The organism is Pseudoalteromonas sp. SMS1 (genome assembly GCF_021530565.1).
Classification (GTDB): Bacteria; Pseudomonadota; Gammaproteobacteria; order Enterobacterales; family Alteromonadaceae; genus Pseudoalteromonas.
Genome location: NZ_JAKGBI010000011.1, coordinates 13,433 through 35,964, shown reverse-complemented (window position 1 = coordinate 35,964; position 22,532 = coordinate 13,433). Strand labels below are relative to the sequence as shown.

At 41.7% G+C, this 22,532-nt stretch carries 24 protein-coding genes; 9 read left to right on the top strand and 15 right to left on the bottom strand.

The genetic code is table 11. The features are described 5' to 3' along the window. Positions 1-24 precede the first annotated feature (24 nt). Positions 25-768, bottom strand: coding sequence for an arsenical resistance protein ArsH (arsH, locus tag L1286_RS12620; protein ID WP_328284215.1), 744 nt, complete (start codon positions 766-768; stop codon positions 25-27). 241 nt (positions 769-1,009) lie between these two features. On the opposite strand from arsH, the gene L1286_RS12615 reads away from it, so the two are divergent. Further along, on the top strand, positions 1,010-1,399 hold the full coding sequence (locus L1286_RS12615; protein WP_235407411.1) for a thiol-disulfide oxidoreductase DCC family protein: 390 nt from the start codon (positions 1,010-1,012) through the stop codon (positions 1,397-1,399). Positions 1,400-1,531: 132 nt separating this feature from the next. Continuing rightward, on the top strand, positions 1,532-2,599 hold the full coding sequence (locus L1286_RS12610) for a Kelch repeat-containing protein (RefSeq protein ID WP_235407410.1): 1,068 nt from the start codon (positions 1,532-1,534) through the stop codon (positions 2,597-2,599). Here the strand turns inward: L1286_RS12610 and L1286_RS12605 are convergent. Then, the gene (locus L1286_RS12605; protein ID WP_235407409.1) at positions 2,596-3,006 is read right to left on the bottom strand and encodes a winged helix-turn-helix transcriptional regulator; all 411 of its coding nucleotides are present in this window, start codon (positions 3,004-3,006) and stop codon (positions 2,596-2,598) included. The two genes, L1286_RS12610 and L1286_RS12605, sit on opposite strands and share 4 nt — an antisense overlap. 127 nt (positions 3,007-3,133) lie before the next feature. Here L1286_RS12605 and L1286_RS12600 point away from each other — a divergent pair, with 127 nt between their 5' ends. Together L1286_RS12600 and L1286_RS12595 are read left to right on the top strand one after the other, a co-directional pair. Continuing rightward, entirely contained in the window at positions 3,134-3,613 is a 480-nt protein-coding gene (locus L1286_RS12600) for a nuclear transport factor 2 family protein (RefSeq protein ID WP_235407408.1), read from the top strand. A 652-nt stretch (positions 3,614-4,265) separates the two neighbouring features. Beyond that, positions 4,266-4,691 carry a GNAT family N-acetyltransferase gene (locus tag L1286_RS12595; protein WP_235407407.1) on the top strand — a complete coding sequence of 142 codons (426 nt, stop codon included), beginning with the start codon at positions 4,266-4,268 and terminating at the stop codon, positions 4,689-4,691. Between the two features lie 34 nt (positions 4,692-4,725). Here L1286_RS12595 and yiaA read toward each other — a convergent pair whose 3' ends face one another. From yiaA to L1286_RS12580, 3 genes are read right to left on the bottom strand one after another with little or no spacing between them, the layout of a single operon-like run. Further along, positions 4,726-5,187, bottom strand: a complete 462-nt coding sequence (yiaA, locus tag L1286_RS12590; protein ID WP_235407406.1) for an inner membrane protein YiaA — start codon at positions 5,185-5,187, stop codon at positions 4,726-4,728. Between the two features lie 2 nt (positions 5,188-5,189). Then, positions 5,190-6,005, bottom strand: a complete 816-nt coding sequence (locus tag L1286_RS12585) for a DUF2145 domain-containing protein (protein ID WP_235407405.1) — start codon at positions 6,003-6,005, stop codon at positions 5,190-5,192. Between the two features lie 12 nt (positions 6,006-6,017). After that, positions 6,018-6,365: a hypothetical protein gene (locus L1286_RS12580; RefSeq protein WP_235407404.1), complete on the bottom strand. Its 348-nt coding sequence runs from the start codon at positions 6,363-6,365 to the stop codon at positions 6,018-6,020. A 114-nt stretch (positions 6,366-6,479) separates the two neighbouring features. Here L1286_RS12580 and L1286_RS12575 point away from each other — a divergent pair, with 114 nt between their 5' ends. From L1286_RS12575 to L1286_RS12560, 4 genes are all read left to right on the top strand, one after another. Continuing rightward, positions 6,480-7,259 carry a helix-turn-helix domain-containing protein gene (locus tag L1286_RS12575; RefSeq protein ID WP_235407403.1) on the top strand — a complete coding sequence of 260 codons (780 nt, stop codon included), beginning with the start codon at positions 6,480-6,482 and terminating at the stop codon, positions 7,257-7,259. 246 nt (positions 7,260-7,505) lie between these two features. Continuing rightward, positions 7,506-8,549: a GGDEF domain-containing protein gene (locus L1286_RS12570; RefSeq protein ID WP_235407402.1), complete on the top strand. Its 1,044-nt coding sequence runs from the start codon at positions 7,506-7,508 to the stop codon at positions 8,547-8,549. 297 nt (positions 8,550-8,846) lie between these two features. Beyond that, positions 8,847-9,902, top strand: coding sequence for a hypothetical protein (locus L1286_RS12565; protein ID WP_235407401.1), 1,056 nt, complete (start codon positions 8,847-8,849; stop codon positions 9,900-9,902). A 7-nt stretch (positions 9,903-9,909) separates the two neighbouring features. Then, positions 9,910-10,959, top strand: a complete 1,050-nt coding sequence (locus L1286_RS12560; RefSeq protein WP_235407400.1) for a hypothetical protein — start codon at positions 9,910-9,912, stop codon at positions 10,957-10,959. Between the two features lie 489 nt (positions 10,960-11,448). Here the strand turns inward: L1286_RS12560 and L1286_RS12555 are convergent, their stop codons facing one another. The 4 genes from L1286_RS12555 to L1286_RS12540 all read right to left on the bottom strand — a co-directional run bounded on the left by L1286_RS12555 (position 11,449) and on the right by L1286_RS12540 (position 15,863). Beyond that, positions 11,449-11,805 carry a ribosome recycling factor family protein gene (locus L1286_RS12555; RefSeq protein WP_235407399.1) on the bottom strand — a complete coding sequence of 119 codons (357 nt, stop codon included), beginning with the start codon at positions 11,803-11,805 and terminating at the stop codon, positions 11,449-11,451. Positions 11,806-12,036: 231 nt separating this feature from the next. Next, entirely contained in the window at positions 12,037-13,989 is a 1,953-nt protein-coding gene (locus L1286_RS12550; RefSeq protein WP_235407398.1) for a methyl-accepting chemotaxis protein, read from the bottom strand. Positions 13,990-14,154: 165 nt separating this feature from the next. Beyond that, entirely contained in the window at positions 14,155-14,685 is a 531-nt protein-coding gene (locus tag L1286_RS12545) for a GNAT family N-acetyltransferase (protein WP_235407397.1), read from the bottom strand. Then, complete coding sequence (locus tag L1286_RS12540) at positions 14,661-15,863, bottom strand: MFS transporter (RefSeq protein WP_235407396.1); 1,203 nt, start codon at positions 15,861-15,863, stop codon at positions 14,661-14,663. The genes L1286_RS12545 and L1286_RS12540 overlap by 25 nt, the downstream gene beginning before the upstream one ends. 105 nt (positions 15,864-15,968) lie before the next feature. Between L1286_RS12540 and L1286_RS12535 the strand changes: the two genes are divergently transcribed. Continuing rightward, positions 15,969-16,850: a LysR family transcriptional regulator gene (locus tag L1286_RS12535; RefSeq protein WP_235407395.1), complete on the top strand. Its 882-nt coding sequence runs from the start codon at positions 15,969-15,971 to the stop codon at positions 16,848-16,850. Here L1286_RS12535 and L1286_RS12530 read toward each other — a convergent pair. The 6 genes from L1286_RS12530 to L1286_RS12505 form a co-directional block, all read right to left on the bottom strand. Next, entirely contained in the window at positions 16,847-17,452 is a 606-nt protein-coding gene (locus L1286_RS12530; protein ID WP_235407394.1) for a hypothetical protein, read from the bottom strand. The two genes, L1286_RS12535 and L1286_RS12530, sit on opposite strands and share 4 nt — an antisense overlap. Before the next feature lie 126 nt (positions 17,453-17,578). Further along, positions 17,579-19,018, bottom strand: coding sequence for a hypothetical protein (locus L1286_RS12525; RefSeq protein WP_235407393.1), 1,440 nt, complete (start codon positions 19,016-19,018; stop codon positions 17,579-17,581). After that, entirely contained in the window at positions 19,002-19,679 is a 678-nt protein-coding gene (locus tag L1286_RS12520; protein ID WP_235407392.1) for a hypothetical protein, read from the bottom strand. Before L1286_RS12520 ends, L1286_RS12525 begins: the two co-directional genes overlap by 17 nt. A 166-nt stretch (positions 19,680-19,845) precedes the next feature. Then, on the bottom strand, positions 19,846-20,772 hold the full coding sequence (locus L1286_RS12515) for a hypothetical protein (RefSeq protein WP_235407391.1): 927 nt from the start codon (positions 20,770-20,772) through the stop codon (positions 19,846-19,848). A 20-nt stretch (positions 20,773-20,792) separates the two neighbouring features. Further along, the gene (locus L1286_RS12510; RefSeq protein WP_063369451.1) at positions 20,793-21,038 is read right to left on the bottom strand and encodes a hypothetical protein; all 246 of its coding nucleotides are present in this window, start codon (positions 21,036-21,038) and stop codon (positions 20,793-20,795) included. Then, positions 21,035-22,522 carry a hypothetical protein gene (locus L1286_RS12505; RefSeq protein ID WP_235407390.1) on the bottom strand — a complete coding sequence of 496 codons (1,488 nt, stop codon included), beginning with the start codon at positions 22,520-22,522 and terminating at the stop codon, positions 21,035-21,037. Before L1286_RS12505 ends, L1286_RS12510 begins: the two co-directional genes overlap by 4 nt. Positions 22,523-22,532 lie beyond the last annotated feature (10 nt).

Sequence of the window (22,532 nt, the reverse complement as noted above, 5' to 3'; positions counted from 1 at the left end):
AAAAAAGCATGCTGCCAGCCTAGTTTAGCAGCATCTAGCCCGAGAAGCCGGTTTGGCTTTTGGTGGCGACTCTAATATATCAGCCAAGCCTTTACTGTCATTAATCTGGGCTTGTTGCGCTACTTGGCGCTCACTGTATCGGTCAACCATAAATTGTGTACTGTCTCTGGTTAGATATGTAAATCGCATTAGTTCTTCCATCACATCTACAACCCGGTTTCTAAAGTGGCTGGCTTTCATCGTGCCATCTGGGTTGAACTCGTTCATTGCTTTGGCAATTGAAGACTGGTTTGGAATAGTCAGCATTCGCATCCAACGACCTAAAATTCGCATATTGTTCACGGCATTAAAACTTTGAGAACCGCCACTGACCTGCATCACCGCCAGTACTTTACCTTGTGTAGGGCGAACTGCGCCCAAAGACAATGGGATCCAATCAATTTGATTTTTCATTACCGCAGACATATTGCCGTGCAACTCGGGCGAGCTCCATACTTGCGCTTCTGACCAATTAACCAGCTCTCTAAGCTCTTGCACTTTTTTATGCTGGGCACTATTGCCGTTGTCAAAAAGCGGCAAGCCTGTCGGGTCAAACATGTTTACTTCAGCACCCATATGAGTCAGTATTTGTTTTGCTTCCATTGCCGTTTTCTTACTGTAGGACTGCGCTCTAAGTGAACCATACAAGATTAATACTCGAGGCTTGTGAGTACTCTGCGGCATTGTCGGTGGAAGAAGGTTAAATTCGGCACTATTCAGGTAATTCATATACGTCTCCTAAGTTAATAACACTCAATAAGACGCGCCGATATAAAAAAGGACGAAATAAATCATCAACTTTTTAAAATCGTAGTGTGCCAGTCGCTAAGTTATGTGGACGCGTGGTTGTGATACTGGCATAGTCTAAAGTATGTGTTATCAATCTAACGGGGCATTGGATGCGTCGTTATTAGTGGTGATCTGATTGTCGCGCAATCGCGTATCAGTCACCAAAGTATAGGAAGCAAGTATGAGTGAACTCACAATATTTTATGACGGCACATGCCCACTTTGCGTTAAAGAAATGGCAGCGCTGACACGCAAGGATAAAAAAGGAAGTATTAAAACTGTAGACATTTACTCAGAAGAGTTCGCGCGCTATCCGAACATAGACCCAAACAAGGCAAACACAATTTTACATGCGCTCAATAAAGATGGGGACCTGTTGTTGGGACTTGATGTGACACATAAAGCGTGGCAATTGGTGGGTATGGGGTGGTTATATGCACCGCTACGTTGGCCTGTCTTAAGGCCCGTCGCGGATAAACTATACCTAGTATTTGCTAAAAACCGATATCGGATTTCGTATTGGCTTACAGGCAAGTCACGTTGTGAAAGCGGTGTCTGTCGTCGTGATTGATTTGACTTTTTAGCTAAATAATTAATTTTGTTGGACAAAAGCTATTTCAGGTAAACGTAAGAAAATAGTAAGAACTTAAGTTAAGTGGATATGCTTAACTGCGGTGAAATATTTTCGCTTATTGGGATAGTCATGTCTATCAAGCACATCTTTAAGTTCGTCATTATCAGTTTGGCTTGTTTTGCGCTCCAATCCTGCACATCAGACAGCAAGCGCGTCGCTCAAAATTCGGATGCTGAGCGACTACATTGGCAGCTTAGTGTGATGCTACCAGTACCCTTACAAGAAGTTTATCCCGCAGTGTACAAAGACAAAATAGTCGTGGCTGGCGCTTTTGAGCAGGCTCAAGAAGGGCAGGCAGTGCTTGCTCACCTTACCGCGTCAGACAAGACGTATATATTTGATCAAAATGCACAAAACTGGAAAAGTGGCCCAGCCCTGCCTGAACCACGTCACCATTTAGGCTTGATTGTAAATCACGGTAAGCTATACGCAATCGGAGGTTTTAATGCCATCAAATCTGATCCATGGCAGATAAAGTCTTCGGTATTCGTGCTGAATGACGTTGATGGGGCATGGCATAAAGGACCTGAGCTACCGATCCCAATGGGAGAATCCGTTTATGGCGTGATTGATGGCCAAATTCATGTCGCTGGTGGTCGTACGAAAAGAGATGGAAAGTTGATTGATACGAGCGCGCATTGGGTACTGAAATCAGGTCAGTGGCACAAAGCTGCGCCGCTTCCCATAGCGAGTAATTCAGCAGCCTCGGTGGTCGTCGACAATCACTGGTATGTCATGGGGGGAAGGGTCAATGCGCAGGATTTTAAAAATTTAAATACCGTGTGGCGATATGATAGTACGCGAAATAAATGGGACCAATTAGCGTCCATGCCTCAAGCAAGTGCAGGGCTTGCTAGTGCACACATGAATGGGCAAATATACGTCTTTGGTGGTGAGGAGTACACGTTTGAGGGGAAGGAAGACGGTAAACGAGAAATGAAAACTCGCACTTTTGACCAAATTTGGCGTTATGATCCAAAAGCGAATGTTTGGTCAACAGCGCGTGTGCCCATGACTTCGACGCGCCATGGGCTTGGTGCCGTATCACTCGACCAACAGATCTATCTTTTAGGTGGCGCTGTAGAAGCGGGAGCCACAGGCACAACCGCCATTGTCGAGCGTTTAACCATTCGCTAAGTATTCAATTGCGCCGTCAATCTTGATGTCAAATCTTGTATCAAGCCAGCGCGGTCGCTTCGCGCTTTGGCGACAAGCTCTGTGGGGATATTGAGATCTGGTGCGTGATTACTACTCCATACAATCATTTCAATCAAAATGGGTAACATATCAACCCCTGCAGGCGTAAGGCGATACACTTTTTTTCTTTTATCATTTGGGTCAACTCTTTTACTGATGAGCCCATCGCCCTCTAACTTTTCTAATCGACTGGATAGGATATTGGTCGCCATTTTTTCATCTGAATTCTGAAGATCTGAATAAGCGTGTTTATTGAAAAACATGAGATCTCTGATAATGAGTAAACTCCATTTGTCTCCTACATGATCTAGCACATTGGAGATAGGGCATTGCGAGCGTGTTGGCATAGTGTGTCTCTTCGATATTTATTTTCCCATCATAATTCACTTGCATTTTGCAATCAAATAATTTAACTTGCATTTTAAAAGTTAAATGTGCGCGCGATTGATACGCAAAAAAGAATTGGATAGCCAAATGCAGACACCGAACATTGATATTAAAACATTGACCAAACCGCACTGGAGTGACGCTCAGATCGAAAAAGCCACAGCGGTGATTGAGTTTGTGCAGTTACTGATGAACGACCACAACTTCGATTTGATCATTGAACGTTATAGCCAAAACATCTATAAGCAACACAATAGAAGTATGGCTGACGGTATTTCGGGCGTTGTTACCACATTGCGCGACTTTACAAAACTCGCACCGGAATTTAGCTACGATGTTAAGCATGTCTTTGTGGATGGTGATCATGTGATTGTCCATTCTCACGCCACGTTAAAAGCGAAACATCGGGGCGATGACTCTAGGGGGATGAACATCATTGACACGTGGAAGGTTGTTGATGGAAAACTCGTAGAGCATTGGGATTCGATTCAGGCGCTCGACTTGTCGATGCGGTTGTACAACCTTTTTGCTGGCGGTAAAGTTAACAACTCAAACGGTGTGTTTTAAAGATAAGCGTGGTGATACGAATAGCCTAATAGTATCACCACAAGAATAAATCAGGTTGCATGTCAGCTCTGTGCAACCGCCTGTTCTAGAAAACGTGATAAGTTGTCTTTTTGGTATTCTTCCATTGAAGCATACAAAGCAGCGCCCAGCAGAATGACCGTAGTGATTGAATATGTAAGTATCTTTTTAACTTTACTTTTCACTTTTTATTTTTCCTTACTGTCTGTGAAAGTTTGATAATCTCGTGTGATAGTGCTCGACTATCTCAGACAAGCATTATCAGTCATTTGTTCAATACTTTTGTGCATTATTTCAAGTTTTAGGAACCTGGGCATGGTTGGTCAGCGAATGCGTACAGAATAAAATGCACAGGTAGTGATCCGACAACCCGTTTGTGACGTTTCAATACGTGAAGGGTTTGAAATGCGCTAAGCGCAGTCGGAGTCTACCCCTTCGCCACGGCACTGAACACGCGCTCTCACGAGCGCGTTTCTCTTTTTAAGCTTACCGAAAAGTCCACCCAATCGAATATCTTTATACTTATCCTTTTTGACAACCCTTAAATTTAGGTACAATTGTACAATACGGACAAACTTTAAGCGGATTAGTTCACTAGGCAATGTATAAACATCGTTGTCACTGGAAATAGGTTATGCCACATATAGAAGTAAAGGAAATAACACCGTGTCATCAAGACGCTGTACAAATAGCAAAATGGTATTTTGAGCAATGGGATAGGCATCGAGAAGGGGCAAGTTATGACGAAGTTTTGGCACTCGTCACGGCAACAGATAACAAGGTTGGGTTTTATGTGTGCCTTGATGGTAACCCTGTTGGGGCTGCGGAGATAAAGTATCAACAAGGATGTGCATGGCTTGATGGCGTGTATGTCGATGCGCAGTATAGAGGGTTGGGGATATCTAACACGTTAGTCCAGTATGCGAAAAAGAAATCAGTAAGTCTTAACTGGCAACCACTCTATTTAAAGTGCGAATCTCATTTGGTGGGGTTGTATGAAAAGAATGGATTTACACGCACAGCCATAGAGGGTGGCAAGTCCATAATGAAGTGCGTGTGATGACAGTCAGCTATGGGGTTAGCCAACCCCGTATTTATTCTTTGTCCATGGTATCAGTATTGAGAACGGTACTTTCTTCAGGCATGTTTTGTTTTAAAGTTGCTTTGTCACGGATATTTTTTTGTACTGCAACCGCAGCATAAAGACTCATTAAATAGGCGATACCATAAAACCCTTTCTCACTGAGCAGCAGATCTGCGTTAAATAGCCCAACACCTAACAATCCGATTGCCGCAGCGGTGGATATCATACAAAGAAGATGATAAACCTTTGAAGTCGGGATGTGTTCTTGTTTATCACGGATGCTTTTTTGCAATGACACAGCCGAAAATAACCCATACATCAATACGATTAAGTAGTAACCTTTTTCATTCAATAACATTTTCGCATTAAATAGACCAACCATGTAGGTAGTGATGCCGATTATCAAGACGGCGACTGACGCGATACTAAAGGCTTTACTTGGTATATAAAGTGAGTTGCTTGATTGTTCCATGATTACATCTCCTGTGAATTCTGAGCATTGAGTAGCATATCGGGTGTAATAATCGCTGAATGTGCGAGTAAGTTGTGCTTTGCCAAGTAGTTTTTAATGGTTGTAAAAGTCGCGATGTTAACTGCGCCCTTATGGTCCTTTTTGTAAATTTCATCTCTGAAAACACTGCCCAAAAATAGCTTAAATGGACTGACAGACAGTGACTGTGCTTCGAAATAAGCTTGCGTATTTGCTTTTAATTGTGCCATATCGGTTGTCTTGTATAGGGCTGCATTAATGATATTGAGTGTATGCTCAGTGCAATTTTGCCTTTGGTTATTAAATGGGTTTGCGATCAGTGAGTAACGTGGGTTATGCACTTTTTTTGGTACCTCATCATTGATAGCGTCTAACAGCTGTTTTTGTACGGCTAACGTAGGAATCGCAATACCTGCTTTTAATTCTTCAACCGCCCAGAAAAAATCTGTTGGGTAATCGATAATCAAGCTGCTTTTGGCTGGGTCATCGTGCAATTGATATAAATTGTGGATAGCATAGCCGGGCTTTTTCTCCCCGTTTGCCATTGTTATTTGAGAATAAACAGCTAAGGCGACATGCGTAAATTCGACCCCTTTTGGCAAAGAGTCTTGAGGTTGTCCCACCCTGGCAATGATAAATACATGGGCACGTTTAGCTGCACTATAGCGTTCAACCTGTTTAGCAAAATGTGCAATTTCTTTGGGTTGAAATTTAGGTTCACCAGTTTGTGTACTGCCAGCATGGACTTGAGCGCTTTTCAGCGACAGTGCCGCGAGTACAATAAATAAAAGTTTACGCATGGCGATGGCTCCTTACAGTGATGCTGAAGGAGGAGGACCTGCGATAACGACCTCTTCGCAAATTGGTAACGGTTGGTTGCTTGCAGAGTCCATTATAGATTCAGCAGCAGAGACACTTGCAGATCCGGCGCTCATTGTTAATCCACCTGAGATGACCAGAGGGACCGCGACAACTGCTGTTGATACTTGAGCACCAGCGACTGCGCTATCACCGATTGTTAACGCACTGTATTTACTTCCCTGACTGGCATGATGGCTTGCGTTTGATGCATTATCAGAGGCGATACTCTGTGGCGCCACCTGCATAGCGAATAACGTCATGCTGATTGTGAATGTATGTTTTAACTTTTGTTTGAACATCTGAAAACTCCAATTTCTCGTTGATGGAAACTAAACTAACAAACTGGACGGAGTTGTATACCAAAAGATAATTTGTATTAATATTAGAAACCAAAGGTATCAAAATATAATACTATGAGTCAGATCCCACTCGTTTCAAGCACCATTAAGCAATTACTAAAGCAGCAAAAACTGACCTATAAAGATGTTGCTGAGCACCTTCAGTTAAGTGAAGCTTCCGTCAAACGGATGTTTTCTAATGAACAGTTCTCTTTGCAAAAGCTGGAGAGCATGTGTGAGTTATTGCAGCTTACACTCTGTGACTTATTCGACATTTCTCAAACGCAGCAAGCGCAAATCAGCCAGCTTACTGTACAACAAGAGCAAGAACTTATGGATAACCCCAAGTTATTCTTAGTTGCGGTATGTGTTAGAGATGGTTGGTTGTTTGAAGACATTATTTCTCAATATTGTATTGAGGAATTGGAATGTGTTCGACTAATGGCGCGGCTTGATAAATTAAGTATGATTCAGTTGCTCCCTAACAATAACTATAAATTGTTAATTGCGCAGGACTTTAATTGGATCCCGGGCGGTCCGCTTGAACGCTATATTGAACAACAAGTCATTGGCAAGTTCTTGCAAGGAGACTTTAACCAAGAGGAATGTTATCGGTTTTATTTAAGAGGCAGTTATAGCGATGCCACCATAGCCACTATCAAACGTCGATTGCAGCAGCTTACAAAAGAGGTGGCCCAACTGAACGAGCAAGATATAAAGTTGCCATTAAACAAACGGCAAGGTGTCGGGTTGCTGTTGGCAATGAGACCTTGGCAGTTAGGTCAGTTTAAAAGCATGCTGCGTAACTCCCCCGATCTAGAGCCTGAAAATGATGCATCGCCTTTTGTTGAATAAAATGCAACTAGCAGTTCCTTTAATGGGGGCTTATGTTGAAAAGGTATAGATAAATTATTCTTACGTAATTCTTTGTACTTAATTCGTATGCAATTTTCATGTGGTTAGCCATTGTTATTAGAGTGTAAAAAACAGGATTGATTAATTTTTTCTAATTATTTAGTATTGAATTTATTGGCTCTCAATGCAGAACAAAAATTAATAATACATGCCGTTTTTTGCGCGAAACGGCTTGATGGGTCTCTTATGGAACAAAATAGCTCCTTTGCTCAATCGGCAAGTTGTTTAAAACAAGCTGTACCTTTTATGGTTAAGTACCAAATACCATTATCGCCAATGAATTATGCGATCTGGTATTGTTATGTTTTGGGAAAAGAACCTGAATTAAATAAGAAATTAGAACAAGTACTTGCAGAGCACAGTACATGCCCTCCTGAGCAAGCAAAAGCATTGTTTGATGAATTTCTCAGTGAGCAAGACTTGGCACTGTTTCATGAGATGTCAGACTTGGTCAAAGACACTCTGAGCACTGTAGAGGTTGAGATAAATAACACACTAAGCCGTTCTGAGGACTTTTCCGCTGTTTTATCAGAATGTCATGTTGGTTTACACCAACTAAAAAAGCAGAATGTTGAAGCGGGTCCAGAGATTTACAATGACGTACTCAACTACGTGTCGAAACTCACGCAAGAATCTATTGTGATGCAGCATAATGCGCTGTGTTTTCAAAAGAAATTAGAAGTCGCATACAGTGAAATTAAACAACTGCAAGAAACTTTGTGTGACGCACAAGCCAAAGCAAGCACTGACAAGCTGACAGAGCTTTATAACAGAGGCAAGTTTGACGATGACATTGTTAAGTTTTGCAATGAGCCCAGCTCGTTTCAAAAAGTAATGATTTTTATCGATATTGATCATTTCAAACAGTTCAATGACGAATTTGGGCACCAACGTGGCGACGACGTGCTACGAAAGGTGGCTGAAAAACTGAGGCTTCATACAGAAACGACGGGCCAGGCATACCGTTACGGCGGAGAAGAATTTTGCATCTTAATCTCGTTCTCTAGCATTAGTGAGGCGGTTGGGTTTTCAAATAAAATCCGGCAGGATGTAGCAAAGTTATCTATTAAAGACAAAGAATCTGGCGAAGTTTTAAAGCATATTACTGCAAGTTTTGGTATTGCACTCTACGGTAAAGAAATGAGCTGGCACAGCTTGGTTGAATGTGCTGATCGTGCACTTTATTTGGCCAAATCACATGGTCGTAATCGCGTAGAAGTTGCGGGCTAATTTTTTCACTCTCACACGGCCTCTCACCTCTCGGAGGCCCTAAATTAACCTTTCTGCCATTATATTTCAAAATTAAAGTACCCGATTAGGACTTTGGGTGGTTGAATTTTATACATCTATAAATCAAGACATTAGACCAGTTTTTCATAAACTTTAGATGCATTTTAGTTAATAAATACGTAACAAAATTGTTTATAAAGTTTGATTTTTGAGTATTTACTTGATAAACCTTGATGAGTTGAACACGAAGTTATGTTGTGTGTTGGCGTATTGGATACAACAATAGGAGCATAAATAGTGAAATTACCAAACCACATACTCATTATTAGTTTTTTAGTAACGATACTGTGCGTAAGTACGCATACTAAAGCAAAAGCATATAAGACTGTTTTGATCCATGGTTTTCAAGCTCAGCAGCTGTTTACCATTGATTCAGGCAAATTAGAAAGCGACGCAGAGTCCTACTGGGCGGACTATTGGGGCGCCCTAGCTGATGAACGCATTGATTGGCCTTCCTTCGAACGAGTCGAAGGAAAGATTGCCAGTGATTATCTTTGGCCTAAATTGAAAAAAATGTCAGAGCAGGGAACATGTGCCTCTGGCTGTATTTTTTTAACTCATTCAACAGGCGACTTGATCGCGAGATATATTATTGATAATCAAGCAAACTGGCTAGAGAATGCAGGGCTGCAACCTTTGAATATTGTGGCTACATTTGATGTTGCTGGCGCTGGTGGTGGCAGTGAACTTGCAGATGTCGCTGTGAATGTTGCAAATGGCGCATCTAACCCACTGACAGAAGCGGCAATTAGAGCGTGGTTAGGGCGTTCAATTGGTGAAACGCTCGGCGTGCTGAATGATTTAAAAGTCAATAATGCCCGCCAAATTGCCAGCTTTCCTGATAGCCGCACACCAAGACTACGTTTTGTTGCCGATGGCGATTTATTTTTAGGTGCAACGAAGTTGTTTTTACCCGGTAAAGACGACAGTGTTGTTGCAACACATTCTGCATGTGGTGCCAATCAGGCTGGGTCTTTTGACAGCTGCAGTTTGAATATTGCCACTGATGGCAAAGTCGGTACGCAGGACAAAGGGGTTAGACACTTTTTACCTTACCACTATCCGATGCTTATGAGCGACAACTATGACCATCTTTCTATTATCATTGATAATGCGAAAGGGAAGGTCACAGCGGCGAATACTGCCATTGATATTGCACCAAACAAGCGCGTTGCTTTTGATACTTACACAAAAAATGAAGGCTTCTGGCTTTGGAAAAAGCAATACACTTATGTACGTCATTCGGATAACAACAGTATGTCTGCATTGATGTTTGCAGCTTTACCTGAGTAATAAAATCATGAGAATTCTGGTTTTATCAATGATGATAAGTGCGTTAATCGCACTTTTCATCTGGCTTTCAATGACGCCTGAAGTAAGCGCAGAGTCCATGATGGAGAAAGAAGTGACACTGATGGCACCTTCGCCCAAATTGGCTCCAGCAGTGATTGTATCTGAAGAAGTGAAAGACTCGCAAAATGACCCCATTGAAAAAATGCAAGTAGAAACGGCGGCTCAGAATATAGCGATTGGTTTTCGTGAGTCATTGAAGTTTGCACCATACTCACAACCGCTCACCGCCAATGATGAGGATAGGCTTCATCCTAATAAATTTATCCCTGTGTCTACCCCTTTAATTGGGCAAGAACAATCTGTCTCTCTGTCTTTAAACAAATTTAGGTATATTAAACCAGAATCTGTCGAAGTCAGTTTAGAAGGGGGGGATATTCAAAGTGCGCAATTACACGTAGGTATCGTTGGCGCAAAGAAAGTGCTTCACAGCACTGAAATGCATATGATTGGCGGGCGTGCTCAAGCAAAACTGACAGCGATACATTTACCTGTCGGCGACATCAGCATTAAAGCCACTGCTGATATTAATGGCGAAGAAGTTATTTTGGTTGCCCATGCAAAATATTTGCAGCCAAGTGCGCGCTTGCTTAGCGTGGTCAGTACGCGTGTTGAGCAAAGTGATTTGTTGATTTCATTGCAGTTGGATGTTCAAGAGGCTGGCATTTATCGTGTGCGAGCCAATCTTTATGAGGGCGACGTGCCGCTGGCTCATTTAGTGAGTAAAAGTAAATTGGGATCTGGCTTGGAGCTAATCACACTTAAAGCACACCAAAGCGTGATACCGCAGAACACCAAAGCACTCAACTTGAAAACATTTGTGGTAGAGCGGATGTCATCTATCCCTGGGGAAGGGACTCGCTATGGCACCAGCGATATCATGGAAGCGCCTCTATTGGGAGTTGATATGTCACAACTAGATCGGGCGCCATACACACCGGATGAAAAAGAGTTGGCGAGTTTGGCATTTTTGGAGAAGTTAGCTGGTGCTAAAGAGTAACCATTCCGTTCTGAATATACGGGTGAGTGTTATAAAGTGTTTGGTAGTGGGTCTGATGCTTTCATTGTAAGAGTTGCTGCTTTTCTTTTAAGGTCATTAGATGGTTGGGCTGACATACTTTAGAAGCGCACTTTGGCGCCGCACTATGCCTGTCATTTCATCATAATTAATTTGTGTTATTTGGGATTTGAAGTCAGTGCGTATCAGTTTGACTGAAGTAACAACAAAAAAGTGTGCAGTCATAAAAAAGTGATTTTATCAATATTGCAAACCTTGACGAAGTTGCGCGCGGTGATGCGGTTCAAATTTATCCATTCCACTTACATGTGTCACTATTTGCATTCGGTAACTTCTGAGCTTATTCGAGATAGAATGGCGGGCAAATCACGTCAAACAGGGTAAATGCATGACGATTCTGCCCTCTCATTGATGGTCAGTATGTCTTGTGGATAAGGCTTTGATTTAATTATAAATCGTTAGATGTAATTGTTATTCCCACGCCACAATATCAAAAGCCTTTCTGGCTTCGACCAGCGTGCAATCAGTTTCGGTGATGAGCTGTTGTAGTGTGATAGTTGGGTTGTGCCTTACTATCGCCACTAAATCCGCCATATTGGGCTTAGGTTTATACTCACTCAATTGCGCAATCACCCATTGCCAGCTCGGCTCATCGCGTAGTTGGGCATGATGAATAATGAATTCAAATTGTGACCAGTTGCCAGCTAGCCGCCAGTGTCGTGAACGACCTTTTCGGTTTAATTGAGCACCTGACGATTTTATCAGGGCTTTAAATTCGTTTGCCTGTTCAACACGGCGAATAAAACTATTTAATTGAATATCAAACATATGGGCATTCATGACAAATTTAGCGAACAGTTTATCAAAACAAGTGTTCAATGGGGTCGTTGTATTTAATTACAGGCGATTTCAAATATTTATGAATCGCTTATAGGTGCTCAAATGGTTTTTATGCAGGCTACGCATGCTGAGTGATTGCACATAATGCCGGTCACTGGTTGTTGCGGCCAAGTTATGGCCACAACAACTGCTTTATTTTTGCGCTGTTAATACTTGGCTCTAGTCCACATTAAATCGCCCAACCAATTCGTCAAGGTTGTTGGCAAATTTAACCAATTGTTTAGCGCCGTCATATAGAGAATCCGCAGAACCACTGACTTGGTGTATAGATTGATTAATACCTTCAATTTGTGTCTTACTATCACTTGCGTAGGTACCTTGTTGCTCCGCTTGGTCGGATATATTGGCAATGATTGGCTTCACTCTTTCAATGGATGCAGCAATTTCTTCAAATGCCCGATGGGCTTGTTCAGATTGCTCTATCGCTGTCTTCGACTCTTCTACGCTCAACGTCATGTGTTTTGACACTGCGCGAGTTTGGTCAGTCAGTTTTGTAAGTACTTTTTCGATATCTTGCGTGGCGTCGTGTGAACGTTGCGCCAGCGTACGGACTTCATCTGCGACAACAGCAAAACCACGGCCTTGTTCTCCCGCTCGCGCAGCCTCAATGGCAGCGTTTAACGCGAGTAGGTTGGTTTGCTCGGCGATGGTTCTAATTACTTCCAGAATATTTGTGATGTCTTTGCTTTGTCCTTCCAGTTCATTCATTGCATTGGCCGAGCTATCGAGAGAGTCATTGAGTGTTGCGACCTGGCTTACCGTATTTTGTATGAGTGCGTTACCTTGCTTTGCATGATCGTCCGTATTTGAAATTTCATGCAGTGCTTGCGTGCAATTGTCGTTAACGGTCATGGCCATATTTTCCATAGCTTGCGTATGCTCTGCTGTCTGCTGAGACGTACTGGCTTGGTGATGACATTGGCTACGAATTTCATCAACACTGCCATGGGATTGCTGTGCTTGGGCGTTTAGGTTACTTGCATTACTTTTTATATCACGAACCAGTCCGTTGATAGAGTTCAAAAACTGATTAAACCATGAAGCAAGTTCACTTATTTCATCATTCCCTATTACCTTTAATCTTTTCGACAAGTTACCTTCACCTTGGGCAATTTCTTTGAGTCCATCTGAGACCATTTCGATGGGGTAAACGATTTTGTTTGCCAGCGCGATAGCGATAAATACGAATAGCACCAGCATTACAATTGAAATAATCCCTATGTTGTAAGACATGGCATAGGCTGAAGAGAGAATCTCATCTTCTTCAATTAGCGCGATAAATGTCCAGTTTAAGGCTTTGGAGTGATACCTTCTCGCTTGAAGAATTTTGTCCCCAGTATCAATATGGATTAGTGCATCATCAGAGTTTTGGTTGATTGCTTGGTATTTAGCCCCGCTTAAAGAGGTAATATTTTTGAAGTTACTGTCGGGGTTTTTAGGGTCGGCCAAAATGGTGCCATTGCCATCCAACAACATCAGGTAACCAGTTTGGCCCAGCCGAATATTACTGACGATGTCGGTCAACGTGGCCAATGTGACATCCAGAGACTGTACGCCCACAAGCGAACCTGTGCGTTTAATTGCCGTTGCAATTGATACCATTGCTTGTCCAGTTACCCCTTGATATGGTTCTGTGATCACCACATCGGATGAAGACTGCGTAACTTCTTGATACCAAGGTCTTTTTCTTGGGTCATAGCCACCTAGTGGCTCTGCTGGGTATTGAATAAACCCACCTTGTTCGGTCCCCAAATAAACAAACAATAGTTCCGGATGAGTAACGCCAAAGCTTTCGAATAGTTTGAATATGGCGGCTTCTTCGTCTCCAGAGGACTCTGGCATCATCATTTTTTCATCACCAAAGTAGGTCGTAGTATCTTCGGCAACATTAACTACCGCTTGGCTTTGCGCCAAAAAGCGTGCGTTGTTCTTCATTTGGTCGAAGAATAAAATGAACGCGTTTTCAACCTGTCTGATTTCATTATCAGAGGTTGCAATAAAGCTGGTGTTCGACTCCTGCTTAGTGCGGGTGATACTCATTATTGATATTGCAAGAATAGGAATAATGACTGTTAGTACAAAGCTGCCGATCAGCTTCTGTCGCATTCTCATAGATGCCTCCAACTACATAGCTCTTAAACAGTATAGATGTTGTTTTGTGACCTGTGTAATTGAGTTTAAAAGAATTTAACCAGAATAGACAGCACCAAATAGATGATTAGTTTAAAGATATTCAATCTAAGTAAAACCATGCAAACAGGTGTACATTTTTATCTATTATTGCATCTCTCGCTTTAGTATCGAGTAAATAAAACTATCCTGATATTGGCCGTGTAAATACATATTTTCTCTTAACAGTCCCTCTTTTTTCATGCCGAGCTTTTCCATCAGCTGCCAAGAAGCTTGATTGTCGGTAGCGCAAATTGCGTTAATTTTATTGAGCGAAAATCTATCGAATAAGCATCGAATGAACTCGTGAGTCGCTTCAAATGCATATCCTTTTCCTATGTGCTGTGAACTGAGACGATACCCAATTTCACCGATATTGCAGTTTTTATGAACATATTTGAAGACTAATTCGCCGATAAATTGGCGAGTTGTTTTACAGATAATGGCGAGCATCAATCTGTGGTGATCGGTTTCACGCCATGGTAATAACGCTTCTTCAATCCGCTTTTCGGCCTCTTTACGTGATGCTGGGGGTCCAATATACTTTGATGTTTCTGGGTTTTTTCGCGACTCATATACATCATTCAAGTCGTCATATTGGAGTGGCCTAATGATTAACCGTGCTGTTTCGAATTGCATAACTCATCTCCTTTATGCGCAATTTTTATATTGCTTAACTTTTTAAGCGCCCTTAAACAAACCAGAACAAAGAATGCACACCCCGCTGTCAACAGGGCAATGGATTCAGGGCCAGAAATCAAGTACTGGTTGGCGGCCCATGCAATACTCGAAAATAAAAGCAATTCGGTAGCGCCAACAAGAGCATTGGCAGTGCTTGAACGAGACTTATAAAAATAGCCAACGTAATACATATAACTTGGGAAATAACTACCAAAAATAAACATGATGGCGCAGTGAGCAAAAATAACAGCATATACATGTTCACTAAGTAATAAAAAGGTCAGGGCACTGGTTGGCAGTGCTGGCCACAAGTAAATAGCGATTTGCAAATGATGCGTGCGCTTTTGCATAAATTTGGCAAGTGTTGACCCTATCAACAATCCAGACATAGAAATCATCATCGCTTGACCAATTTGCTCTGAGGTAAAAGCAAATTCGTTGCGCAAGAAAAAAGGTAAATAGAGCTGTAAGGTTAAATACAAAAATGTGGGTGCCCACTTTAGAGACGCAACGGGAATAAAGGCAGGGCTTTTTGCAATATTTTTATACGATATTATCAAGGCGTTAGGGCGCAGTGATACGACTTTTTTCTCAGGCTTTGGAAAGACGGCTAGACCAAAGATAAAGATACAGATGTAAAAACCAATTAAAACAAATGACATGCCTTGCCAAGAGAATTGCTCGGCCAGTGTACCTGCGATTAATGGCGTTGTCAGTGCGACTACGCTTGCTGAAATAGCGAGCGTGCCCATTGCGCTATGCAGCTTTGCTCCCTGAAAACACGCATATAATACGGCACGGCTAACTAAAATCGGTGCTGCACAGCCCACACCTTGTAATACGCGTCCAACCATAAAGCTGTTGGGATCTTGAGCTAAAGCACAAATCCCAGTGCCAATTATGAGTATGACTTGGCCTGTGACAAATATTGGTCGTTCTCCGTATTTGTCACACAGAGGTCCAACAAGCAATTGCGCAGATCCCAAAGATAGAAAAAAACTAATAATGATTGCCTGACTGGCACCAGCGGATAAGGACAAACTGTCTGCAATATCCGGCAAGACAGGCATAAAAATTTGACTGGCAAGCTGAGAGCAAGCGGTTAATAAGGCAGCTAAGGCGATGTACCTGTTCATGGCTCTCCAAGGTGACCATTGCAAAAGACCGGACTAATATAGCGTGCTTTTAATGTCCTAAAAATAAGGTAATAATTAAAAGACTTTTTCTTAATAGGAAATAATATGGACTGGTTGAGTGCTGTTCGTAGCTTTGTTGTGTTGGCAGACATGAAAAGCTTTACGAAAGCGGCTGATATTGTGGGAATTTCTGCATCGGCTATGAGTAAGAGAATTGATTGGTTGGAAAAACAGCTGGGTCAAACACTGTTTGTAAGAACTACAAGACAGGTGAGTTTGAACGAAAATGGCATACAATTTCTCCCCAACGCACGGCTTTGGGTTGGCCAGTTCGATGATATGTTGGAGCAAGCGCAAGGCAGCGATTTAAAGCCGCAAGGCACGTTAAAAATTGCCGCGACTCAAGCAATAGGCAGCAGTGTTTTAATGCCAAATATCAAACGTTTTTTAGAGCAATATCCTGATTTGACGATTCACTTAAATGTATTGACTCCAGGTGCACCACCCGACTTGGAGCATGACCTAGTCATCACACGATACCATGAAGAGTTTGACTCGGTTGCCCATAAAGGCACTAGGTTGATTGATTTCCAAATGATGTTATTTGGTGCGCCAAGTTATTTGTCGCAGTGTGATGAAATAAAGTCGGTAGCCGATTTAGCATCGCATAGAATGCTGCTCAGTAATTATTATCAAAAAAAAGGCGGCATAATCTTAGAGGATGGGACGGTATTTGATTTCAATAATTATAACTTTGTGTCTGATCACTTGGATGCCATGATGAAAGCGGCAGTTCAGGGGATGGGGTTGATTTTTATCTCACCGCGATACGTTGCAAGAGAAATAAAGCAGGGCGCGCTTGTTCCAGTGTTACCAAACTTAAGATCTGAAGTGAAGCAACTTTGGGCGTATTACCCAAACACGAGCTTCACTCCATATAAAACGCGGTTGTTTATTGATGAGTTGAAACGTAGTTTAGGCAGTTAAAAGCGGTAGTTAATGCCCGCACTTAGCTGAAACTGGTTTAATACGTCACCATCAAAATGCCAAATACAGTTATCGGTCGTTTGCGGATCATCATCACACACGACAGAGGATGAGTTTTTCACGATGGTTGCCATCCAGCGTAACTCTGTAAATGCATGGAAGCCCGCACCAACTGAGTAATCAACACCGGTAAATAGGCCTGAAGCAAAGAAATCATCTGATTCTGCGAAGTTTGGCGTTACTCTATTTACACCAATTTGAGCACCAACGTAGTAATTCAGGTCCTGGCTAATTGGCCTCTCTATTGCACTCTGAAATAGCAAGTATTCCATATCGACTTTAGCAACAGCGTTATCTGCAAACTCTGTTTCATTAAAGCTGTAAAACAGTCCGTATCGCGTATTGTTAACGATACGGTCCGCAGAAAAACCGAAATGACTGTTGTCTTCAAGGTCTATTTTGAAGTTTTTGCTTGTTGTCAGGTCATGATTAGTCGAGTAGCCACCAAACACGGAGACGCCGAACCCTGAATCATCAGCGTGTGCAAGATTAACAGAACTTAGTAAACCCAAGCTCGTAATTAGGCAAAGAATCTTTTTCATATATTGTCCTTATATGCTGGTCTGGCGTTATTTTGGCATAATTAAATGAATAAAAGGAGAGGCTGAAAAAATAAACAATGTCCCAAATTCTAATTTTTATGTGATGTTACCGTGATCGTAACTAATTTAACGGTTCACTAAAGAGAACATAAAATCACCTGCTTGTGCACTTGTGTGGCATGAAACACAATTTGAGTCTAACGTGAATGGCTCTACTGCTGTATTCCTCAATAATGCTTCACCTTGATTATTTACAATTGGCCTAGGCACACCTCTGGAGTCGACCCATTGTACATCTCCTAAAATGTAGTTGCTTAGTATCTGTAAGTGTTTGTATGAGCTATTTTTTGCATCAAATACAGGCTTGCAAGCCGTATTGTCTAAGTAATCGCATTGCTTAACATAATTTCCATTTTTATCTAACGCCACGCACTTTTCACAAGACGCTAATGATACGTCTTCCATCTTAATACCTCGGTTTTGTTGCTTTAATCTTGTTATAGCGGTGTTGGACAGTAAAGGGTTGTTAAAGATACAAGCAGCCTGTGCTTTTAGGTTTATATCGAAGTCACCATTACTGTTAAAGCAGGTTTTTTTTGCTGTATTGAAGTCAACATTTTCAGTATTAAAGAGAGACCAATAGGTGCTTTTACTTGAATCTAAGTCTGTTAAATCACGGATTGTTGGTGCATTAAATTTGTGCTCATATGTAGCCCAAGACCAAGAAGATGCAGTTAACAATGTCCGCTTAGTTGCATCTGTATATTGGTAAAAGCGTTCGCTGTACCTTAAAGGAGCCATTTTACTGGCGACGTGAAGGCCTATCAGTGCGAGTTCTTTTAGGACACAGTTGTATTTTGACTGCCTAGAGACAATCAAAGCTGGTGTTGTGATGTAAGTGTGTGGATCTTTTCTATCCACCAATTTCCATGCTGATTTAAGAACGATAGCCCCGCGTTTTTGCGATGAAGCACGCTCTGAGCCTGTAGGTAGCCTTAGTGGAATATCGTCAGATGAGCGGGTAATCGTGTGAAAAGCAGCTGAATTAACATGTGTCTTATAATAAATGGGCTTTTTTTGCCTGTCGTAGAGCACCTGACCTTGAGGGTTTTTAGAGGCAGATACAACGAGCAACGGTGTATTTTCGTGCAATGTATGAAATTGAGGGGGTAAATTTGAGCCAAAGCAATGCTCATTTACAAACTTTCGAATGCGCTTGTTATCGGACGGCAAGTAAAAGTCGCGATCAGCGGCATTATAGCTCGGCCAATTAAACCAAAATGGTTTGTAGCTTAGGCTCAGATTAATTGGGTTGGTTATCGTTTTGCCTTCTGCTGTTGGCCAATTGATGGCATAAAACTGTTTAAGTGAGTAGGTTAAAAACCCTTGGTCGTTGCCTATCTGACCCCCGCCAATCGCGGCAGGAAAACAAGGGCTCGGTACTTTTGTGACGGAAGCATAATCTATGCAATTCACACTGGGCAGTTGATGGTTTGGCAATGGTTTAGCTGCTGAGCAGCTAAACGCTATTACAAAGAGCAGTAATAAACTACCAAGTTGCAGCATATAAATTGTAACCTAGGAAGTTTTCTAATTGACCCTTAGACCCCGTATGCAGTTGTTGTGCTATCCAAGACGAAGATGTTGAGTCCAAAGAGTAGCCATTTACTTCTATCGTAGATAATAACGTAGCCTTATTTGAAGTTCCTTCAGTCTTCAATAATCGACCACGTAGTTCATCGTTGAAAGATAACTCCCAAAGTGCAAATACGAGTGCTTTCCTTTGCCCATTGTCTAAGTCAGGTCCATAATCAGCGACATCCATGTTAAATATGGTATTTGAAGCTGTTTTAGAAGACAGAGCGGTGGAGAAAGCCACCTTCCCAAGGTGCTCGCTAACATGGTGTTCAGCGTCTTTATGACCGCTGATTTTTACGAGAAATTTTCCGTAGCTCTCATCAATCCCTGCATTTTGATCATGTGCCGAATACGCCGAATATGGCATGTAGTAGTCAACAAGTAAGTGATTTGCTACATCTTTATCGGAGTTTAACTTGCTATACAACTCGTTTGTAGATTTTCTCAATTCTGGAATAGCTGATTGGTTGTAAAGTAACTGCATCAGGCCAAGCTTATTGCTTTGCGTTATGCCCATTTGTTCATGTGAAATAGCTAAGTGGCTTGCCAACAGTGCAGATAGACCAAACGCGAGGTGTTTGAATTTCATGTTTATATCCTTATACATTCTTTTTTCGGGGTGTTGCTATTGTTAATAACTGCTTGAGGTTAATCTTTGCCCTATTTTTTGATGGTGTCAATGTGTACCCACCACGACGTCACCAATCGAGTGAATGAAATAGTTAATATGTGCTCACAATGGCTTGCAAGAAATGTTAAAGCGCATTTTTGAGTAAATCAGCAAACACAGATACCTCTTGTTGCGTGTCTTTTTGAATACAAAAATAGGCTTTTTGCTCGATTTGGTCGTCTAACATGAGTTTATAATCACAAATAAATTCATGTCGATTGGTGTCATTGAGTAATTTTACAAATTTTGCATGCGTGCTTTTGTCATGAGGGAACTTGTCAGCAAGCGCAATAAATGTGTCATACATTTGTTGGTTACTCATTTGCGGGTATTCTTTATTCGACAAGTACAACCCTAACCGAGGGCTTAATTCATCCCCACAAAATGCCAGATCAGCATATATACAGTGTTGTAAAATAGCCGGCTCAAGACTTTCTAAGTTACTAATAACACGCTCTAGTTGCGCATAGTCACCGTGCCAGCCCAGAGAAAATAAAATCTGATTAAGTTGTGCTGTGGTCGTTTTCACATGCATTTTTAGGTGTGATTTTCCCGCTCTAACCAGCTTTGATATATGTCTTATTTTGGCTGTTGAGTTAACAAGTTCTATATCAAAAATAGGTGACGATTCAGGGCTTCTAAATAGAATTTCATAAAGTGCGGCCAGACAGTCTAGGTTATCTTTATAAGGTGTTAAATGTACACCCGGGCTCTGGAGACTAAGCTGAGCTTCATCGTATTCAAGCCATATATGTGTAGGACGATGTTTGATCGGTAGTGAATTTAAACTTTCAATAAGGTCAGAATCTATCATGGATTCTGACCAGTCTTGGCTGAAATGGTGGCAGGTGGTCACGTCAATAGTTTCGGAGCCATCTAATCTTGTTTCTAAATAGACACTTGTTGGCAGTTGTCTGCTGTTTTTCACAGTTTCAAGTACGCTGGATATTGCATCAGGTGAATATCCTAAGTTTTCCAAAACGAGAGTTACATTATTCGAAACATTTGACACTTTACTTACCACCTAATTTTCTACCAACGCATAGACGCTGTTAATTCTGGACCGATGAACTCAGAAGCAAATTCTTGCCAACCTTGCGCAACTGCTTCAGTTTGACCGTTACTCCAAGCTAGGCCAATTTCACGCAGTTTAGCTTTTGCATCGTCTTCAAGTTCAAACTTTGCCATCAAAATTTCAGGCTTTGCTTTGAAGTCTTCAGTCGCATTGTCAATATTGTGAATAACCGCATAAGCGAAGTCGACATTATTGTTGCTCATTTTTTCGTTTCCTTTGTTAGGTTTAATGGTTGAATGAAAGTAAAGTCAGCGTTTAAAAGCTTCCCACTTTTAGATTTATATTCTGCATATTTATGACACCCCATACAGCCCGTTGTTGGATAATGAATCGGGACGATGTATTTGCTAATGTTGTTACATGAAGGCTTTGAAGGTACGACAAATGGTTCCAACACTGCGTTTCTAGCGTCATTCGGAGTGCGCTCTAAATAGAACTTAGTGATCGATGGTGCGACTAAGCTGGTATATTGAGTCTCAACCAACTTGTAATACTGTAATTTAGAGTCATATTTTCCAAGTAACTTTTGAACCCGTTCGTTTAGAGATATGGTTGAAGGTTGCAGCGGTTCGATTCGCGTTAATTGGGCTGGTTGAGTTGAATCAGCCGGCAGCATATTTTCACAGCAGTCAGTACATTTAGGGTTGTAGAAACTGGGCGTTTTAGTACTACCTTGATCTGGCTCGTACAGATTGTCTATATGTTCGAAAGTAGTCCAGCGCCACTGCACTTGTCTTTGTTCTTTTATTGCGACATGCATTCCCACCATGCCCAGTGTCACTTTATGAGCCTTGCCGGCCATATTTACAGACACATTATCGATGGTGAAGTACCTGTCTTCATCATCTTTATTAGTCAATATTTTCCAAGCGAGCTTGACCGTTAGTACTGGTTCAATGTTTTGTTTTTTTCCAACTACACCATCTACTTGCAAACCGATATCAATGAACTCTGTACATTGGCCTAAAGGGAAAAACATAGGGACACTGTATTGATTTCCCTCTTGTAAATTCTGGTATAGCAGCCCATTTGCGCGGCTTTCATAAAACACGGGGTTACCAGCTTGATCGACCAAGACGCCTCCACCCAGCACTTTTGACTCTTTTGAGAACAACTCTAGATCAAGTTCATTAGAAAGGCAGTCACCTTCACATATCCACTTGTTATCAGCAATTGCTTGTTCTGTTAGCTGTAGCGTAGTTTTATCAATGAGTTGTTCGTTATTTTTGTGGTCATGTAGCCATGCGCCCCATTGCGGCACATAGTTTTTATCGTGTTTTAAAACGCCAGCTAAATCAGTCGTTGAAGCATTGATGTTTCTGTTTGCAGAAAGAAATAAGTCCCAAGCGGAAATTTCCATAATTTCACGCTCAAATTGACGCAACTGTTCAACAACTTGGGTTTGTGTTGCCAGATCATTGATGTCATTTAGTTTTTGATTATAAGTATTAATGAGGTCATATAACTTCTGCCCGTCGCCGTAAGGACAGATGAATTGACGGCTCACGTTTGGGAATCTGGACTGTGCATTGGTATGCTCATAATGAGCAAACCGGCTTTGACTACTTTGTTTTAAATTTGATATCTCATTTTGCAATTCTGTGACGGTACTGTTTTGGACAAAAGCGGCCACATTCAAAGACAAAAAGGCACACGCAGCAAAGGCGCTTCTTATTAGGTTGTTCATGAAATCCCTG

Bases quoted from the DNA above. Each gene is read 5' to 3' on its own strand.
- L1286_RS12600 (WP_235407408.1), top strand. From the start codon at position 3,134: ATGCAGACACCGAACATTGATATTAAAACATTGACCAAACCGCACTGG.
- yiaA (WP_235407406.1), bottom strand. From the start codon at position 5,187: ATGGAACAATCAAGCAACTCACTTTATATACCAAGTAAAGCCTTTAGT.
- L1286_RS12605 (WP_235407409.1), bottom strand. From the start codon at position 3,006: ATGCCAACACGCTCGCAATGCCCTATCTCCAATGTGCTAGATCATGTA.
- L1286_RS12520 (WP_235407392.1), bottom strand. From the start codon at position 19,679: ATGAAATTCAAACACCTCGCGTTTGGTCTATCTGCACTGTTGGCAAGC.
- L1286_RS12585 (WP_235407405.1), bottom strand. From the start codon at position 6,005: ATGCGTAAACTTTTATTTATTGTACTCGCGGCACTGTCGCTGAAAAGC.
- L1286_RS12530 (WP_235407394.1), bottom strand. From the start codon at position 17,452: ATGAAAAAGATTCTTTGCCTAATTACGAGCTTGGGTTTACTAAGTTCT.
- L1286_RS12570 (WP_235407402.1), top strand. From the start codon at position 7,506: ATGGAACAAAATAGCTCCTTTGCTCAATCGGCAAGTTGTTTAAAACAA.
- L1286_RS12560 (WP_235407400.1), top strand. From the start codon at position 9,910: ATGAGAATTCTGGTTTTATCAATGATGATAAGTGCGTTAATCGCACTT.
- L1286_RS12510 (WP_063369451.1), bottom strand. From the start codon at position 21,038: ATGAGCAACAATAATGTCGACTTCGCTTATGCGGTTATTCACAATATT.
- L1286_RS12595 (WP_235407407.1), top strand. From the start codon at position 4,266: ATGCCACATATAGAAGTAAAGGAAATAACACCGTGTCATCAAGACGCT.
- L1286_RS12580 (WP_235407404.1), bottom strand. From the start codon at position 6,365: ATGTTCAAACAAAAGTTAAAACATACATTCACAATCAGCATGACGTTA.
- L1286_RS12540 (WP_235407396.1), bottom strand. From the start codon at position 15,863: ATGAACAGGTACATCGCCTTAGCTGCCTTATTAACCGCTTGCTCTCAG.
- L1286_RS12535 (WP_235407395.1), top strand. From the start codon at position 15,969: ATGGACTGGTTGAGTGCTGTTCGTAGCTTTGTTGTGTTGGCAGACATG.
- L1286_RS12525 (WP_235407393.1), bottom strand. From the start codon at position 19,018: ATGCTGCAACTTGGTAGTTTATTACTGCTCTTTGTAATAGCGTTTAGC.
- L1286_RS12555 (WP_235407399.1), bottom strand. From the start codon at position 11,805: ATGTTTGATATTCAATTAAATAGTTTTATTCGCCGTGTTGAACAGGCA.
- L1286_RS12505 (WP_235407390.1), bottom strand. From the start codon at position 22,522: ATGAACAACCTAATAAGAAGCGCCTTTGCTGCGTGTGCCTTTTTGTCT.
- arsH (WP_328284215.1), bottom strand. From the start codon at position 768: ATGAATTACCTGAATAGTGCCGAATTTAACCTTCTTCCACCGACAATG.
- L1286_RS12610 (WP_235407410.1), top strand. From the start codon at position 1,532: ATGTCTATCAAGCACATCTTTAAGTTCGTCATTATCAGTTTGGCTTGT.
- L1286_RS12550 (WP_235407398.1), bottom strand. From the start codon at position 13,989: ATGAGAATGCGACAGAAGCTGATCGGCAGCTTTGTACTAACAGTCATT.
- L1286_RS12575 (WP_235407403.1), top strand. From the start codon at position 6,480: ATGAGTCAGATCCCACTCGTTTCAAGCACCATTAAGCAATTACTAAAG.
- L1286_RS12545 (WP_235407397.1), bottom strand. From the start codon at position 14,685: ATGCAATTCGAAACAGCACGGTTAATCATTAGGCCACTCCAATATGAC.
- L1286_RS12615 (WP_235407411.1), top strand. From the start codon at position 1,010: ATGAGTGAACTCACAATATTTTATGACGGCACATGCCCACTTTGCGTT.